The 17,823-nt window shown below is 66.8% G+C and carries 10 protein-coding genes and 1 tRNA gene; 4 read left to right on the top strand and 7 right to left on the bottom strand.

The window, feature by feature from the left end; genetic code table 11:
* Window positions 1-42 precede the first annotated feature (42 nt).
* Complete coding sequence (gene putA / locus AC1RJ5_RS13470) at window positions 43-3,630, bottom strand: trifunctional transcriptional regulator/proline dehydrogenase/L-glutamate gamma-semialdehyde dehydrogenase (RefSeq protein WP_493113775.1); 3,588 nt, start codon at window positions 3,628-3,630, stop codon at window positions 43-45.
* A gap of 98 nt (window positions 3,631-3,728) precedes the next feature.
* Between putA and AC1RJ5_RS13475 the strand changes: the two genes are divergently transcribed.
* Complete coding sequence (locus tag AC1RJ5_RS13475) at window positions 3,729-4,190, top strand: Lrp/AsnC family transcriptional regulator (protein ID WP_342250427.1); 462 nt, start codon at window positions 3,729-3,731, stop codon at window positions 4,188-4,190.
* Here the strand turns inward: AC1RJ5_RS13475 and AC1RJ5_RS13480 are convergent.
* Entirely contained in the window at window positions 4,180-5,349 is a 1,170-nt protein-coding gene (locus AC1RJ5_RS13480; RefSeq protein ID WP_493113777.1) for a phospholipase D-like domain-containing protein, read from the bottom strand. The two genes, AC1RJ5_RS13475 and AC1RJ5_RS13480, sit on opposite strands and share 11 nt — an antisense overlap.
* Window positions 5,350-5,555: 206 nt before the next feature.
* Between AC1RJ5_RS13480 and rpoZ the strand changes: the two genes are divergently transcribed.
* The gene (rpoZ, locus tag AC1RJ5_RS13485; RefSeq protein ID WP_184162953.1) at window positions 5,556-5,900 is read left to right on the top strand and encodes a DNA-directed RNA polymerase subunit omega; all 345 of its coding nucleotides are present in this window, start codon (window positions 5,556-5,558) and stop codon (window positions 5,898-5,900) included.
* A 147-nt stretch (window positions 5,901-6,047) separates the two neighbouring features.
* On the opposite strand, the gene AC1RJ5_RS13490 is transcribed toward rpoZ, so the two are convergent.
* The 3 genes from AC1RJ5_RS13490 to AC1RJ5_RS13500 are packed head-to-tail and all read right to left on the bottom strand — an operon-like array spanning window position 6,048 to window position 8,082.
* Window positions 6,048-6,407: a hypothetical protein gene (locus tag AC1RJ5_RS13490; RefSeq protein WP_493113779.1), complete on the bottom strand. Its 360-nt coding sequence runs from the start codon at window positions 6,405-6,407 to the stop codon at window positions 6,048-6,050.
* Window positions 6,404-7,087, bottom strand: coding sequence for an RlmE family RNA methyltransferase (locus AC1RJ5_RS13495; protein WP_269573434.1), 684 nt, complete (start codon window positions 7,085-7,087; stop codon window positions 6,404-6,406). Before AC1RJ5_RS13495 ends, AC1RJ5_RS13490 begins: the two co-directional genes overlap by 4 nt.
* Window positions 7,084-8,082: a Ppx/GppA phosphatase family protein gene (locus AC1RJ5_RS13500; protein WP_260395907.1), complete on the bottom strand. Its 999-nt coding sequence runs from the start codon at window positions 8,080-8,082 to the stop codon at window positions 7,084-7,086. The genes AC1RJ5_RS13495 and AC1RJ5_RS13500 overlap by 4 nt, the downstream gene beginning before the upstream one ends.
* A 239-nt stretch (window positions 8,083-8,321) precedes the next feature.
* Between AC1RJ5_RS13500 and AC1RJ5_RS13505 the strand changes: the two genes are divergently transcribed.
* Window positions 8,322-8,395, top strand: a tRNA-Gln gene (locus AC1RJ5_RS13505).
* A gap of 508 nt (window positions 8,396-8,903) precedes the next feature.
* Window positions 8,904-16,079 (top strand): hypothetical protein, encoded by a 7,176-nt coding sequence (locus tag AC1RJ5_RS13510; RefSeq protein ID WP_493113782.1) that lies wholly within the window; start codon window positions 8,904-8,906, stop codon window positions 16,077-16,079.
* Between the two features lie 73 nt (window positions 16,080-16,152).
* Here AC1RJ5_RS13510 and AC1RJ5_RS13515 read toward each other — a convergent pair whose 3' ends face one another.
* Window positions 16,153-16,692 carry an RcnB family protein gene (locus AC1RJ5_RS13515; protein ID WP_493113784.1) on the bottom strand — a complete coding sequence of 180 codons (540 nt, stop codon included), beginning with the start codon at window positions 16,690-16,692 and terminating at the stop codon, window positions 16,153-16,155.
* A gap of 65 nt (window positions 16,693-16,757) precedes the next feature.
* Window positions 16,758-17,822, bottom strand: a complete 1,065-nt coding sequence (gene rutA / locus AC1RJ5_RS13520; RefSeq protein ID WP_269573431.1) for a pyrimidine utilization protein A — start codon at window positions 17,820-17,822, stop codon at window positions 16,758-16,760.
* Window position 17,823: the final 1 nt, after the last annotated feature.

Genomic DNA, 17,823 nt, shown 5'->3' on the forward strand with positions numbered 1-17,823 from the left:
CGCCGCCCCGCCGATCAAGCCCGCGCGTCAGCCGCCCGTCGATCAACCGATCGTCATCAGGCTGGCATTGCCGCCGGCCGCGGTGGTGTTGATCGAGATCGACACTTCCTCGAGCAGCAGGTCGAGCGGATAGCCCGAGGCACCGGCCGCGAAGAGCGAGACGATCGGTCCCTCGCGCCCGGCCAGCTCGGCGGCCAGCGGCCCGGCCTCACCCTCGACCAGCGCAGCGGCAAGCGGCTCGGCGGCATCTGGCGCAAAGGCAGCGGCGACATCCGCCGGCAGGCCTTGCGGCAGCGGTACGCCCTCAATCGTGCCGCGATTGCCGGTCGCCAGCACCGCCGCCATCTGCTCGTACAACCCCGCCGGCGTCTCCGCCCGCAGCAGCACCCGGCCACGCGGATGGAGTGCATAGAGGTTGCGCTCGCCCACCGGCCCTGGCAGCTCGCGCTCCAGCCCCAGCGCCGATTCCGCGCCATAGCGCCGCGCGGTCGCCGCCGCCCTGTCCTCGCCCTGCGCATCGAGCCAGCCGATGAACCCGGCGAGCAGCGTCGGCGCCGCACTGGTCGATTCGACCGCGACCGGCGCATCCGCGACCATCCGCCCCAGATAGAGCGGCCCGCCTGCCTTGGGCCCGGTGCCCGAAAGCCCGCGCCCGCCGAACGGCTGCACGCCGACGATCGCGCCGATCACATTGCGGTTCACATAGAGATTGCCCGCCTTCACCCGCGCCGTGACTTCGGCGACGGTCTCGTCGAGCCGGGTGTGCAGGCCGAAGGTCAGGCCATAGCCGGTCGCGTTGATCGCATCGATCAGCTCGCCCAGATCGTCACGGGCGTAGCGCAGCACGTGCAACACCGGACCGAACACTTCGCGCTCGACATCGGCGATGGCATCGATCTCGATGATCGTCGGCGGCACGAAGGTGCCATGCCCGGCGGCGGCCGGCAGGTCCTGCTGTTCGATCCGATGGCCGCGCGACCGCATCTGCGCAATGTGGTTCTCGATATTGCCGCGCGCCTCGGCAGTGATCACCGGGCCCGTATCGACATTGAGCGCATCGGTCCGCCCGATGCGCAGTTCCTTGAGCGCGCCCTTGAGCATCGCCAGCGTGCGATCGGCGACTTCCTCCTGCAGGCACAGGATGCGCAGCGCAGAACAACGCTGGCCGGCGCTGTCAAACGCCGAGGCGATGACGTCCGCCACCACCTGTTCGGCCAGCGCCGAGCTGTCGACGATCATCGCATTCTGCCCGCCCGTCTCGGCGACCAGCGGGATCGGCTTGCCGGCGGGCGACAGGCGGGTGGCAAGCTGGCGCTGGATCAGCCGGGCGACTTCGGTCGAACCGGTGAACATCACCCCCGCCGTCTCCGCCGCGCCCACCAAAGCCGCGCCGATCGGGCCGTCGCCCGGCACGAGCTGCAGCGCATCCGCCGGCACGCCCGCGTCATGGAGCAGCGCCACCGCCTGGGCGGCGATCAGCGGCGTCTCCTCGGCCGGCTTGGCGAGCACCGGATTGCCCGCGACCAGCGCCGCGGCAACCTGGCCGGTGAAGATCGCCAGCGGGAAGTTCCACGGGCTGATGCAGACCACCGGACCCAGCGGCACTTGCCCGGCCCCGAAGGTTGCCCGCACCTGCGCCGCATAATAGCGCAGGAAATCGATCGCCTCGCGCACTTCGGCGATCGCATTGGGCAGCGACTTGCCCGCCTCGCGCACGATCAGCCCGAGCAGCACCGGCATCCGCGCCTGCATCGCATCGGCGGCACGCTCGAGCATCGCGGCACGCTCGGCGACCGGGGTGGACGCCCAGTCCGACGCGGCCGCGCGTGCGACCGCGGCCGTCGCAGCCTCGGGCGAGACCTCGACCACCACGCCGACTTCGTCGCGATGATCGGCCGGGTTCAGCACCGTGCGTTCCGTGCCCAGGCCATCTGCCGGCGCCGAACGCCAGTCGATCGCGGCGCTCTCGCGCAGCGCCTCGCTCAGCGCCGCCAGCGCATCTTCATCGCTCAGGTCGAGCCCGTCCGAGTTACGGCGATCGGGATAGAGCGCATGCGGCAGCGCGATCTGGTCGTGCGGCGCACCCGGCTTCGCCATCGCCAGCACCTGCTCGACCGGATCGGCGACCAGCTCGGAAACCGGGATCTCCGGATCCGCGATCCGGTTCACGAAGGAGGAGTTGGCGCCATTCTCCAGCAGGCGGCGCACCAGATAGGCAAGCAAGGTCTCATGCGTGCCGACCGGCGCATAGATGCGGCACGGCCGGTTGAGCTTCGCGCTACCCACCACCTGCTCGTAAAGCGGTTCACCCATGCCGTGCAGGCACTGGAACTCGTACTTGCCGACCGCGAAGTCCGGGCCGGCGAGCTGGTAGATCGTCGCCAGAGTCTGGGCATTATGGGTGGCGAATTGCGGGAACACCCGGTCGGTCGCCGCCAGCAGCTTGCGGGCGCACGCCACATAGGCGACGTCGGTGTGGCGCTTGCGGGTATAGACCGGGAAGCCGCGAAGCCCGTCGACCTGGGCGCGCTTGATCTCCGCATCCCAATACGCGCCCTTGACGAGGCGCACCATGATCCGGCGGTGTGCGCGGCCGGCCAGTTCGATGATCCAGTCGAGCACGAAGGGGCAGCGCTTGCCATAGGCCTGGACGACGAAGCCGAGCCCGTCCCAATTGGCCAGGTCCGGATCGAGCGCCAGGCTCTCGAGCAAGTCGAGCGACAGCTCCAGCCGGTCGGCTTCCTCGGCATCGATGTTGAGGCCGATATCGTAGTGGCGCGCCAGCGCTGCCAGCGTCTTCACCCGGGGCAGCAGCTCGCTCATCACCCGGTCGGCCTGGGCGCGGCTGTAGCGCGGATGCAGTGCCGACAGCTTGATCGAGATGCCCGGTCCTTCATAGATGCCGCGCCCGGCGGACGCCTTGCCGATCGCATGGATGGCATTCTCGTAATCGCGGTAATAGCGCTCTGCGTCCGCGCCGGTCGTCGCTGCCTCGCCAAGCATGTCATAGCTGTAGCGGAAGCCCTTGGCCTCTTCGTGCCGCGCGCGCTTCAATGCCTCGGCGATCGTCTCGCCGGTAACGAACTGCTCGCCCATCATCCGCATCGCCAGGTCGATCGCCTTGCGGATCACCGGCTCGCCGGCGCGCGCGACCACCCGCATCAGCGCGGCGCCCAGCCCGCGATCATCGGCGCTGTCGACCAGCTTGCCCGTCACCACCAGCGCCCAGGTCGCCGCGTTGACGAACAGCGACTTGCCGCCGAGATGCGCGCGCCAGTCGCCATCGGCCAGCTTGTCGCGGATCAGCGCGTCACGGGTGGCGTCGTCGGGGATGCGCAGGAGCGCCTCGGCCAGGCACATCAGCGCCACACCTTCCTCGCTCGACAGCGCATATTCCTGGACCAGCGATTCGACCGCGCCGCTGCGCTTGCGGGCGCGCAGCCCGGTGACGAGCTGCGTAGCGGTTGCACGGATCGCGGCGCGGGTGCCCTCATCAAGCGTCGCCGCCGCGATCAGCGGGGCCAGCGCCTCGGCCTCATCACGCCGATAGGCGGCGGTGATCGCCTGGCGGAGCGGAGTCGGCTCGCGGACGGGTGGAGCAAAGGCAGCGAAGGGCGCGGGCTGGGTCATAGGCACAATATAATCGCTTCGCGCAGGTCGATCCGACTTATCAGCGCCACTTCGCAGGCGGGATCGCCATATTATCGCGCATCTGCTAGGCGGAAATCATGAAAAAACCCGCCCTCGCAGTCGAATTGGACGATTTCGACCGCAAGATCCTCGCCGCCCTGGCTGAAGATGGCCGGATGACGGTCACCGAGCTCGCCAGGCGGGTGGGGCTGTCCAAGACCCCGGCGCAGGTTCGCCTGAAGAGGCTGACCGACAGCGGCGTGATCCGCGGCTTCCGCGCGATCATCGATCCGGCAAGACTGGGGCTCGATCATATCGCCTTCACCGAGGTGAAGCTGGCCGATACCCGCGAAAAAGCGCTGCAGGAGTTCAACGCCGCCGTCCGGCGCATCCCCGAGGTCGAGGAATGCCACATGCTGGCGAGCAATTTCGACTATCTGCTCAAGGTCCGCACCGCCGATATCCGCCGATATCGGATCGTGCTCGGCGAGAAGATCTCCAGCCTGCCGCACGTCGCCAGCACCTCCACCTATGTGGCGATGGAGACCGTCAAGGATTGAGGCGAGTGCCCTTGGCGCCGAAGTTCAGCCGCCGCGTGACGTTATAATCGAGCACCGCCATCACGAAATACGCCGCCGCCTGCTTGATCCGCATCCAGGGGCCGGTGCGCGCCTTGTAGAGCTCGGGGGTGATCCGCTCTGACTGCGCGATCTCGCCGTCGATGAAGCCGCGGATATAGGCAGCGAACGCCCTGTCCTCGATCCGGAACATCAGCTCGAGGTTGAGGAACATCGAGCGGATGTCGAAATTGGCCGAGCCGATGTTCACCACGTCGTCGATCAGGAACAGCTTCGCGTGCAGCTTGGTCGGCTGATACTCGTAGATCTGCACGCGCTTGCGCAGCAGGCCCGCATAGGTGAAGCGCGCCGCCCAGATCGCCGCGCCGTGATCGAGCTTGGAGGGCAGCACCAGCCGCACCTCGCCGCGCTTGCCCGCCCGGTCGAGCCGGCGGAGCATCGCCGGATTGGGGGCGAAATAGGCGGCGATGATGTCGATCGACCTAGCCTGCTCCATGTCGCGCTTGACCACCCGCGCCCAGGGCGAGAGCCGCCGCATCGGCCCGCCGAGCAGCCAGCGGGTCTTGCCCTCAGGCTCGCTCCAGGCACGCAAGGTGCGGCCGAGCCGGCGCAGCGACGGCCGCGGCTGCTTGGCCCAGTTCGACAGCGAATCGAAATAGCCGACCAGCCGCCGCGCCGCCGGCCCCTCGACCAGCAGGCCGAGGTCGCGCCATGCTTCCTCGGCGATCGTGCCGAAATAGCTGTCCTCGATGTTGAACCCGCCGACGATCACCCGCTCCTCGTCGGCCAGCGCCAGCTTCTGGTGGTTGCGCAGCAGGTAGCGCCGCCCCCAGCGCGGCACGAAGCGGCACACCTCCACCCCCGCCTCGTGCAGCGGGTCGAAGAAGCGCCGGCTCTGGGCATGCTCGCTGCCCAGCCCGTCGACGATAAGGCTGACCTTCACGCCGCGCGCCGCCGCGTCGATCAGCGCCTGGCGCACTGCGGCACCGGCCTCGTCATCGACATAGATGTAGTAGAGCACGCGCAGCGACCGTTCGGCGCGGCGCATCAGGTCGAGCAGCGCTTCCAGCCGCTCGGGGCCGTCGGGCAGCAGCGTCAGCCGGTTGCCCTCGACCTCGAAGCTCGGCTGGGAAAATTCCATCGGGCCGTGATGCGGGAGCGGCGGGACGGGGGCAAGGGGGGCGAGCGCTTCCATGCGGTTCCACTGAACGTTGCGACAGCGTTCCCAACGCGCCGCACCCGATTCGGTTCGGCAGCCGGGGCCGCAAGCCCATTTTCTTGACTTTTCCGCAGCCGGGCCCTAGATCGCCGCCTTTCCCGGACACTCCGTTTTTCAAGGAAGCGTAGATGGCGCGCGTCACTGTCGAAGATTGCGTCGACAAGGTTCCCAACCGTTTCGATCTCGTGCTGTTCGCGGCGCAGCGTGCCCGCCAGATCTCGGGCGGCGCCGAGCTGACCCTCGATCGCGACCGCGATAAAAACCCGGTCGTCGCGCTGCGCGAAATCGCCGAAGAGACCGTGCGCCCGACGCACCTGGAAGAAGCCGTGGTGTCGAGCCTGCAGCGCGTCCAGATCGACGACGAGGAAGCACCGGACGAAGTCGGCTCGATCGCCGCGTCGGCCGAGGCGCTCCGCCTCACCGCCGCTGCCCCGCCGCGCAACCAGAATCTGGGCGGCGACTACGACGGCTGAGCATGCGGCCCGAGGCCAGCGCAAGCTGGCCCAGGACAAGCCGCATGCCGGCCGGCGGGCATCGCCCGATCGACGGCGTGGCTTTGCCGCGACGGGCAAGAGATAGAGAAGGGCCGGGGGCAACTCCGGCCCTTTTGCTTTGTTTGGCTATTCCCGGTCGAAGCCGGCGAAGGGGCTGAACACTACCCCGTCTTCCGCGAGGTGCGCGGCGATCTCGTCCTGAGAAGGGAATTCTTCGCTGAATTCAGGCCACGCTTGGGCAACATATTCACCCCAGCCGGCCAGTGGCAGCATCAGGCCTTCGGGCAACACATCTTCGAAATCATAGCCCATGGCCTGAAGCGCGCGGACACTCTTTACCACCGCTTCACGCGGCTCGGCGGCAACCGAGAAAGCCGTAACATAGGCCGCGATCAAAGGGCTGGGCAGAGGCTGCGTTCCAGGGCGGACCTTCAGCCGAATGCCATGGATCGTGACGTCCTCACGCTTGCGGCCGGACAGTTTCACGCCCCGTCCGGCTCCGCCTTCCGCCCCTTGAAGCCCTGCGCCACCACGAACCACTCGACCGACCCCTTGCGGCTCGACGGCGGCTTGGCGTGCTTCACGGTGGCGAAGCTGCGCTTCATCGCGGCGACGAACTGCGAATCGGCACCACCGGCAAACACCTTGGCGACGAAATCGCCGCCCGGCTCGAGCACCTGGATCGCGAAGTCGAACGCGGCCTCGACCAGGCCCATGGTCCGCAGCGCGTCGGTCTGCGGATGGCCGACGGTGTTGGCCGCCATGTCCGAGATGATGAGGTCGGGATTGCCGCCCAGTTCCTCGATCAGCCGGTCGGGCGCGGCATCGTCCATGAAGTCCATCTGGAGGATGATCGCGCCATCGATCGGATCGACGGGCAGCAGGTCGATGCCGACCACCGGCGCCTTGGGCAGGCGCCGCCGCACCACCTGGGTCCAGCCGCCCGGCGCGATGCCGAGGTCGAGCACCCGCTTCTTGCCCTTGAGGAACCCGAACTTCTCGTCGAGCTCGATCAGCTTGTAGGCCGCGCGGCTGCGATAGCCCTCGGCCTTGGCGCGCTTGACGTACGGATCGTTGAGCTGGCGTTCGAGCCAGCGGGTCGATTGCGCGGTGCGCTTGCGCGCAGTCAGCACGCGGGTATGGCCGCGTCCGCCGCCTCTGCTCACAAGATTCTCCCGTTGATCAGGCGGCGGAGGATTCCCTCGCGAATGCCGCGGTCGGCGATCCCTAGCCGCTCTGCGGGCCAAAGGTCGAGGATCGTTTCGAGAATCGCGCAGCCGGCGACGACCAGATCGGCGCGTTCCGATCCGATGCACGGCACCTGGCTGCGCTCGGCCATGCTCATGCCCGAGATTCGCTGGCTCACTTCGCGCATCGCCGGCGCGGGCACGATCAGGCCGTCGACCACCGAGCGATCATAGGCCGCAAGCCCCAGATGCACGCTGGCAAGCGTGGTGACGGTGCCGGAGGTACCCAGCAGCCGCCGGGTGCCGCGCGGGGTGCGAAGGCGGCTGGCGAAGGGCGCGAAGCTCTCCGCCACCCGTGCCCGCATGCTCGCATAGAGCGCGGCCCGGTCTTCGGCGGTCTCGGCGCTGCCCGATGCCTCGGTAAGCGAGACGACGCCCCAAGGCGCGCTGTGCCAGTCGAGGATGCGGGGCACGTCGCCGCCGCGCGAATCGACCAGCACCAGCTCGGTCGAGCCGCCGCCGATGTCGAACACCAGCGCCGGGCCATCGCCGGGCTCGAGCAGCGCATGGCAGCCGAGCACGGCAAGCCGCGCCTCTTCCTCGGCGGTGATGATGTCGAGCGCGATGCCCGTCTCGCGGTAGACCCGCTCGATGAACGCCGATCCGTTCGAAGCCTGGCGGCACGCCTCGGTCGCCACCGATCGGGCCAGGATCACATGGCGGCGCTTGAGCTTCTCGGCGCAGATGCGCAGCGCCGCGATCGTACGTTCGATCGCGGCATCGGAAAGCTTGCCGCTGGTGGCGAGCCCCTCGCCCAGCCGGACGATCCGCGAAAAGGCATCTACCACCGCGAAACCCGCCCCCTGCGGACGCGCGATCAGCAGCCGGCAATTATTGGTGCCCAGATCGAGCGCCGCATAGTGGCGCGCTTCTCCCGGTCGGCCGCGCACCGGGCGTTCCCGGGGCCGCTCCATCGGCGGCGGTGCCCTCCGGATTTTTCCGGAACCACGGCCGCGGGGCATCTTGGCGGTGCCATCCCCCATCATATCACTCGCTTATGTTCTGTTCCGTCACGGCTTTTCTGCCGCCGGTGCTTGAAAGCGAGGCTAGCGGAGAGCGGAGGCGGGAGCAAGAAGCCGACGGTACCGGGCCCGTTGACAGCGCCGGATCAGCACCGTATTGCGCCCCGCCTGCCGGCAGTGATGCCGCGTGATGCCCCGTCGTCTAAAGGTAAGACTACGGACTCTGACTCCGTCAATTGAGGTTCGAATCCTCACGGGGCATCCAATTTTCCTTCTGAATGAAGATCTTGCGCGAGAATGCGCTCTGCATCCGATGGCATCGGTGCCGACGGAAGCGCATGCAATATTCCGCAATCGTCAGAATAAATCCGAGACGGGCAAATAATCCTCAAGGATATTTTGGCGATTCCGCCGAGAAGGCTATTCATTCTTCTCATACATCCATAGCCAAGCTTCAGAATACTTCAGGCACCCTTGGCAAGATTCGGCACACCGTTCTGCCGGCATCTTGCATATGCTGAACTGACTTTTGCCCTGCTCGTCGCAAAACCCGCCGGAATGACCGACTTGGTCTTCTGGATAGCCGCCTATGTCGCAAAATGCGGGCCGCATCGCGCCCGAGCCCCCACCGGAAACACCGCCGAGCCGCGTCCGCGCCCGGCCATCCGAACCAGTAAAGAGGGGCTTATCTCGTGAAATCGACCCACAGCTTGAAGAATCGCACGTCCGCGCGCCGGTTTCAGGGTCGCGCGGGGCTCCTCCTGGGCAGCGCATTGCTGCCGCTCATCCTGGCCGGGGCCGCGCACGCCCAGAGCACCGAACCGGTGATTCTCGAGGAAGGCCAGGCCCCGCGCGAAGTGCATCTGGGCACCGGCGACGACCGGGTCGTTGCCGATATCGGCCGAGTCAACGCGGATACCGGTGTGCTCGACCTGAGCGGCCTCGTAACCGGCACGCTCACCGATGCCGGCGGCCTCGACACCCTGTGGCTGCGCGCTACCGGTAGCCGGACCGCAAATCTGGTCTTCACCACGCCGGCGAGCGGTACGGGCAGGCAATTCGTCACGGCGGACGGCACCCCGTTCGATGGCGGTATCGTCTATGAAGCCTCGGGAAACGACACGGAACTGCGCCTCGAGAATCGCTCGCGTTCGGATCCGCCCGGCGCCAATGCCAAGATGAAGCTCAATCACGAGCCGGTGCGGCTTGCCGGTGACGGCACGATCTTCGTCGGCGCCAGCCTCGATGCCCAGGACCAGGGCGGTGCCGCCGCAACCGATCAGAAGGCCATCTATGTGGAGCCTGGCTCCACCCTGGCCCAGCAGGGCGGCGATGGCGACGCGCTGCTGACAGTCGTGATCGCCGCCGACATGGACGGGCGACGCTCGGATACCGGTCTTGTCGATGTTGCCTATGCCCAGGAGCTCCGGCTCATCGACAGCGCCCGCGTGCGCTTCCAGCAGGGCCTCGGCATCGCCGGTGGATCCGCCGACATCTTCCTGGAAGCGAACACCACTATCGCCTCGACCGACCCGGAGATGGGGGACGTCCGGCTGATCCAGAGCAGCGGACGAGTCTTCAATTCGACCAAGATCACAGTGGGTTCGGTGAATGGCGGTACGACCGCCGGCGGTGTCGGCGTCGAGCTGATCGGCGGCAAGCTCTACAATACGCTCACCGAGAACAGCACGCGCAGCGGCGTGGCGAGTGGCGGTCTCGGCATCGTGCTTGCCAGCGGCAACGCGGTGCTCGCCAGCGAGGGCGCGAATTATATCGAGAATGTCGGCCGGCTCGAATCGGTGGTCGATGCCACGATCCGCAACGAGGGCCAGGTGCTGGTCACCCGCAACGCGATCAGGCAGTTCGCCAATGGCGGCTCGCAGGCGGGCGTGATCGTCGGTGGCACGCGATACATCCCCCTGACGGGATCCCTCGCTCCGACCGATAAGCTCGCCTATCAGGGCACCGGCTACGCGACCGACGTCCTAGTCAATTCGGGGACGATCGAAGGCGACGTCCAGTTCGCCGACGGCGAGAGCATGTTCCTCTACACCGGCGCCACCAATGGGGTGAACGGCCAGATCGACGGCGGCTATGGGATCGACGGCTATGGCAAGTCGTTCGGCGCCTCGGCGACCTACACCGCCAGCAACGCCATCCTGAGCCAGCCCGGCATCATCAATTTCGAGATGCACGGCATCGAGGCTAATGGTGCAGATACGGTTGTCACCGTCGCGAGCGCGGAGACGCTCGGCAATGGCCTGATGGCCATTGGTGACGGCACCGTGGTGAACAGCGCCAATATCGACACCGACGGCTTCGGTGTCTGGATCCGCGATATCGAGGGCGTCGGCAACAATATCGACTTCGTCAATCGAGGTAACATCCGGTCCGGCGAGGAGAGGGGCGTCTACGCGGAAACCCTGTCCAGCTTCCGCAACGAAGGCTCTATCCGAACGGAGACCTCGCTCGCGGTTCTGGTCAATGCCTTTGCCAACGGGCCCGGGCCGACCTTCCGGTTCACCAACACCGGCCTGATCGAGAACAGCAGCGCCTATGAATCGGCCGCGCTGGTTCTGTTCGAGGAACAGGCGACTACCGAATTGATGGGCGACATCGTCAATTCGGGCACGATTCGCACCACGGGCCATGTCGGCCCCACCGGTGATGCGCAGTACGCGCTCGCGGTGCAGAACCGCATGCCTTACGGCCTCGGCACCAATTATCTGATTCGGGTGACCAATAGCGGCACGCTCGAAGCCACGGGCCAGGGCTATTCGGGCCTGCTGCTGTCCGGGCACAAGATGGAAGTGGTCAACGACAGCCTGATCCGCGGTACCAACGCGGCCAGCGGCGGCGTTCGTTTTGCCACTGGTACCGACGGCCCGCGTCCGCGTACCGCCGCCTCGCTGACCAATCGCGGCACGATCAGCGGCGGCTCGGGCGCGGTCAGGGACGACGAGTTCGGCACCACGATCTCCTATGGCGCGCTGTTCGATTTCGGCGCGGCAACCGCAGGGGCGAATGCCAACGTCGTCAACCTGGGCACGATCGAAGTCGGCGCCGAAGGCGTCGCGATCGGCGTCGATGGTGGCAACGACCTGGAAGCGACCTTCACCCTCGACAATCGTGGCACGATCCGCGGCGGCGCGGGCTACACGCTTGGCGAGGAAGACTTCCTGGCAACCGCGCGCCTGCTGGACGATGGCGAGTACACGATCGCCGGTGCGATCCACACCCGGAACTCCACCGATCTGATCACCAATAGCGGCACGATCATCGGCAACATCCACCTCGGCGATCTTGGGGATTCCTTCGCCAATTACGGCACGCTCAACGGCGACCTCAATCTCGGCGGTGACCATGACTATTACGTCACGGGCTCAGGCGCCCAGATCATCGGCAGCGTCGATGGCGGCGACGGCATCGACGGGATCGCAGTCGATCTGACCGGCAGCGATGCCAAGAAGCTCGACATGAGCCAGTTCCGCAACTTCGAGGGGCTGACCAAACTGCAGAACAGCTTTGGCACCGGCACGGTCTCGCTCTTCGGCTCGATCGACCAGATGTCGATGCGCCTGAGCGACATCGCGCTGCGGATCGATGCCGGCGACACGATCGGCTCAGCCTCGGGCAGCACGGGATACACCTTCGACAATGCCGGTGCGGACAGCGTCGAATCGCTGACCAACAATGGCACGATCACCGGTGGCGTCGCACTCGGCGGCGGGGGCGATACGCTCGTCAACACCGGTACCATCGGCTTCGACGTCGACATGGGCGACGGCGATGACAATGTCGTCAACTCCGGCACCATCCATGGCAACCTGAACCTTGGCGCCGGCAACGACCGCTATGAGGCACTTGGCGGCGGCCTGGTCACCGGCGCGATCGACGGCGGCGACGGTACCGACACGTTCGTCTTCCGGATGCACGGCAACAGCGGCTCCATCCCCGGCGGCTTCACCAATTTCGAGTCGTTCGGCGCTTATGGCCCCGGTACCCTCACCCTCGGCCTCGACCGCAATTATGAGACGATCGAACTGTGGGAGCAGGCCAACCTCACCCTGCTCGACGGAACCGGCACGGTCGACCTGATCAAGGGCGACGACACCGCGCAGGTGGTGACGATCCAGGATGCCGACTTCACCGGCGGCGTGTCGCTGGGCGGGGGTGACGATACGCTGTCGATCGCGCTTTCCGGCGTGCTGCGCGGCGCGCTGGACGGCGGCTCGGGCACCGACACGCTCAACCTCAACCTGACCGGAGCCGCGTCGATCAACGACCTGTTCGGCTTCGAGATCGTCAATGCCGCGGGCGCCGCGCCGCTGACGCTCACCGGGCATCTCGGCGCAGGCCAGCAGATGAACTTCGACGGCGAGGACAGCCACTTCATCATCGACACCGGCGCAGTGTTCGAAGGCAGCGCCAATGGCGGCGATGGCACCGACACACTCGAGATCAACACCGGCACGGCGAGCAGCCGCACGATCGTGGCAGGACAGCTCACTTCGTTCGAAAAGCTGGTGGCCGGTGGTGCAGGCACGCTCTCGCTCCAGGGCGAAGCCTATCATTTCCAGACCGCGCAGGTTGAGGGCAACCTCTCGATCGGAAACGGGGCCTCGCTCACCGCGACGGACGGCGTGCATTTCGGCGCCGGCGACAATCGCCTGACGCTGCACGGCACCGGCACGGTCGGCAGCCCGGTCGATGGTGGTGGCGGCACCAACACGCTCGCCTTCGAGCTCGATGCCAACAACAGCCGCAACCTGAGCACAGCCGGCACCTTCACCAATTTCCAGCAACTGTCGACTTCAGGCACGGGCGCGCTGGTGGTCGACAAGGACGCGACCTACCAGCAGGTTCTGCTCGAAGGCGGCAACCTGAACATTGCCGGCGGCGCGACGCTCACCGCGCCGGTACTCGGCAATGCGCAGGTCGACAGGCTCGGCCTTGCAGCGGGTGCCACGCTGAACGGTTCGGTCAATCTCGGCGGCGGTGACGATACGGTGAACAATGCCGGCACGATCCACGGCGACGTGCTGCTCGGCGACGGCGACGACCGCTATATCGCCCGCTCGGGCAGCACGGTCACCGGCACGATCGACGGCGGCACGGGGAACAACACCTTCGTCTTCAACCTCGCCGGCGCGGACGGCAGCATTCCGGGCTCGGTCACCAACTTCAATTCGTTCGGCGTCTATGGCCCGGGCACGCTGACGGTGAACCTCGACCACGGCCAGACCTATCACAATATCGAGATCCTGGAGAGCGCGAACCTGGTGCTTTCCGGCACCAACGGCTCGGTCGCCAATGTCATTGGCAGCGACGACAGCCAGCTGGTCACGATCGACGGCAGGCTGACGGGCGGCGTCTCGCTGGGCGGCGGGGACGACAGCCTGACCATGCACCTGTCGGGCCTGCTCCAGGGCGCGCTCGATGGCGGCGCGGGCACCGATACGCTCAACCTGACGCTCGACGGCGCCTCGTCGATCGCCGGCATGTTCGGCTTCGAAGTGGCGAATATCGCCGGCACAGCGCCGCTGACGCTGGCTGGAGACCTGGGCGCCAACCAGCGGGTGAACTTCACCGGCAACACCGACAACGAGCTCATCATCGCGGCCGGCGTGAAGTTCCAGGGCAGGGTCGATGGCGGCGCGGGCAATAACACGCTGCGCGTCCAATCCGGCACGGCGGACAGCCGCACCGTGGTGGCATCGCAGATCGTCTCGTTCGAGAAGCTGATCTCCGAGGGCGCCGGATCGCTTGCGCTCACCGGCGGCGACTACAGCTTCGATTCGGTGACCGTGACCGGCGGCAATTTCGAACTGGGCGCCAACACCCGACTCAGCACCGCGACCGGCGTGACCTTCGACGGGGCGGACAATCGCTTCACGCTGGGCGCCGGCGCGACCGTGGCCGGCGGCGTGGATGGCGGCGCGGGCAATGACACGCTCGTGCTGCACCAGGCCGACAATACGGTTCGCCTGCTCAGCTCCGTACATCAGACCGGTTTCGAACGGCTGGAAGCATCGGGCGGCATCTCGGGCGAGCTGAGGATCGACCAGAATGCCAGCTTCGCCAACGGCGTCGGCATCGATGGCGGTGTGTTCAACGTGACGGCGGGCAACACCCTAACCGCCAACGTGGCCGGTGGCGCGAACCGTGACATCGTAACCGTATCCGGCCGGATCGAAGGCAATCTCGACCTGGGCGCGGGCCATGACTTCCTGACCATCTCGGGCGCGGGCACGATCACCGGCGCGCGGAACGGTGGGGATGGCACCGACACGCTGATCTTCAACACCAGCGGCACCTATGCGGCACCGACGCTGCTCGATCCCAACGCCTATACCGGCTTCGAGGCGCTCAACGTCGATGGCGGCGTGATCTCGACCACCGGCACCAGCAGCTGGGCCGCGATCACCCTCACCGGAGGACGGCTGATCGGACAGGCGGGCAGCGTGATCACCGCGACCAGCGGCGTCCTGATCGCCCGTGGCGCCACTTTCGGTACCGCCGGCACGGTGAACGGCAACATCCTGGTCGAGGGCACCCTCTCACCGGGCGCATCGCCGGGCACGATGACGGTGAATGGCGACGTCCATTTCTTCAGCGGCTCGAACCTGCTGCTCGAGCTCTCGCCGACGGCGAGCGACCTGCTCAACATCTCGGGCAAGCTGGTTATCGCCAATGGCGCCGGGATCGACATCACCGGCACGCTCCGCAACGCACCTGGCGCACGGCTCGACCTGGTGGTTGCGCAGGGCGGCATCACCGGCCGCTTCACGACGATCAACAAGTCGAACGACATCTTCGGCTTCGTTGTCGTCAACGGCAACCGGCTGCAGCTCCAGAGCGAGTTCCAGAACAGCGACACCTATCCACTCAACACTCGCGCGAGCATCGCCTACGCCAATGCCACGCTGGGCGCAGGCAAGAGCGTGCAGACCTATACGGCGGCGCTGCCGGCGCTGGTCAGCGCTACTGGCAGCGTGAATGAGCAGGCCTTTGCCCAGCTGACACCGGAAGCCTATGCCTCGGTCATCCAGCTCGGCATCGAGAACAGCCTGTCGCTGTTCGACAGCGTATCGGCGGACAGCGCCGCCAATGCCGGGCGCCGCGGCTTCTTCGCCTTTGGCCGCTTCACCGGCGGCACTGCGGATGTGGGCGGCGATTCCTACACGGGCGCCGTGAAGACTCATGGCTCGAGCCACGGTTTCCAGGGTGGGTTCGGCTATGGCCTTGACGAGGATATCCAGGTTGGCGCCTTCTTCGGCGGCGGCAGCAGCCGGCAGACCATGGCCTGGCTCGGCGCGCGTACCGATTGGGATCAGCTCTCGGGCGGCATCTTCGCCGATGCGCGACTGGGCGGGTTCGGACTGCACGGCGTCGCTGCACTCAGCAGCGGCACGGCGGAAACGAAGCGCCAGCTGCTCGCCGCGCCGACTGCGGTGAAGTCGAGCTACAATCTCAAGAGCTGGCTGGCTGCAGGCGGCGTCGATTACCGCCTGCGTTTCGGCAAGCTCGCGATCACGCCGCGGGCCGACCTGATCTACATCCATGCCGGACGCGAGGGGCTGAGCGAGCAGGGCGGCAACGGCTTCGCGCTCAACGTCGCGCGGCTCAACAAGAACAGCCTGTTCGGACGCGCGTCGCTCGCCGTTTCGGGCGGCTTCCAGGCCGGCGGCGTCGGGATCACGCCCTATGCCGAACTCGGTGTGCAGCAGCGGCTCGGCAGCGGCTCGCTGTCCGCCTGGGGCGGGCTGCAGGACACGACCGAGGGCTTGTACGCCTTTGGCGTCGAGCGGAAAGCGACCGCGGGCCGGGCCGCACTGGGGCTTGGGCTGGACGTCACGCCGGGCGTGCGCGTGCAGGGCGGCTATACGGTCGAGTTCTCCGGCACCAAGCGCCAGAGCTTCACCGGTGGCCTCTCGATCCGCTTCTGATCCGCGACGCGTTCACGCGGCATCGGAAAGGGGGGCGGTCCGGATTGTCCGGGCCGCCCCTTTTCGTTTCAGGTCAGTAGAAGGCGCCGCGGATCACGTCGACGACGCGGCGGGTGCGGATGTTCACCAGCAGCAGGTCCGGACCGTAGCGCACCCAGCGATAGCCCGGGGGCGGCGCGCCGAGGCCGAGATCGTACCAGCTGTCATAATAATAGTTGTTCGACAGGAAGAGCAGCGGCAGCAGCCCGCCGATCGACCAGCGCTGGTAGCGATAGCCCGGCGGATAGCGGAAGGGCGGACGGTGGATCGGCCGGAACTGGGGCGGGCGGCCTGCACCGGGACGGTGCGGCGGGCGAGCGACCGGCGGACGCGGCGAAGGCGGACGCACCACCGGCGGGCGCGGCGCGGGCGGACGAGTTCCCGGATGCCCGGGATTGGGCCGGCCAGGACCACCCGGTCCACCGGGACCACCGGGGCCGCCATGATTGCCTCCCGAAGGCGGGCGCTGGCCTGATTGGCCAGGGCGATCGCCGCCCGGACGGTGCTGCTGCGCCTCGGCAAGCGCCGGGGCCAGGAGTATCGCCATTGCGGCGAGGGAAGTCAGCTTCTTCATGCTTGCTCTCCGACTTCGAGAAAACCCACCCCCGAAACGATCCGCCCCCGGAAAAGCTGCGCCGATCAGCCCTTCTGCCGGCTCTTCATCAGCGGCTGGATGCGCGTGCCGAAATTCTCGACGCCCTCGAGGAAATCGTCGAAGGTCAGCAGCACGCCCCCGGTGTTGGGCACTTCCGCCATCTCGTCGAGCATCCGCGCGACGCTTTCATAGCTGCCGACCAGCGTCCCCATGTTGATGTTCACCGCCCCCTCAGGCGCGGCGAGCTGGCGGACATTGGTCGTCGGATTGTTCTTGTCGGCCGCGCCCTGGTCGATCAGCCAGCGTACCGCATCGATATCCAGGCCGTCGCGGTACGACTGCCACTTGGCCATCGCCGCCTCGTCGGTCTCGTCGGCGATCACCATGATCAGCACGAACACCTTCACGTCGCGCCCGGTCTTGGCGGTCGCCTCCGCCAGTCGCTCATTGTTGAAGGCGAAGGCCTTGGGCGTGTTGACGCCCTTGCCGAGGCAGAAGGCATAGTCCGCCCATTTCGCCGAGAAGGCGAGACCCTCGTCCGACGAGCCGGCGCAGATGATCTTCATCTCGCCCTGCGGCGTGGGGCGGACGAGGCAATCGTCCATCTGGTAATATTCGCCCTTCAGGTCGCTACGCCCGGTCTCCCACAGCTCGCGCAGGATCTGGGCGTACTCGTCGAGCATCTGGTAGCGGTTGCGGAAATGCTCGTCGCCCGGCCACAGGCCCATCTGGCTGTATTCAGGGCGCTGCCAGCCAGTGATCAGGTTCAGGCCGAAGCGGCCATGGCTGATCGAATCGATCGTGTTGCACATCCGCGCAGCAAAGGCCGGCGGGATGATCAGCGTGGGGCAGGTGGCGTAGATCTTGATCTTCTCGGTGACCGCGGCGAGGCCGGCCATCAGCGTGAAGCTCTCCAGCCCATATTCCCAGAACTCGGTCTTGCCGCCGAACCCGCGCAGCTTGATCATCGAGAGCAGGAAATCGAGGCCATGCTCCTCGGCCTTCAGGGCGATCGCCTTGTTCATGTCGAAGCTCGGCATGTACTGGGGCGCGTTCTCGCTGATCAGCCAGCCATTGTTGTTGATGGGAACGAAGACGCCGACTTCCATG

It is taken from the genome of Sphingomonas sp. GW822-FHT03G08, assembly GCF_058801135.1.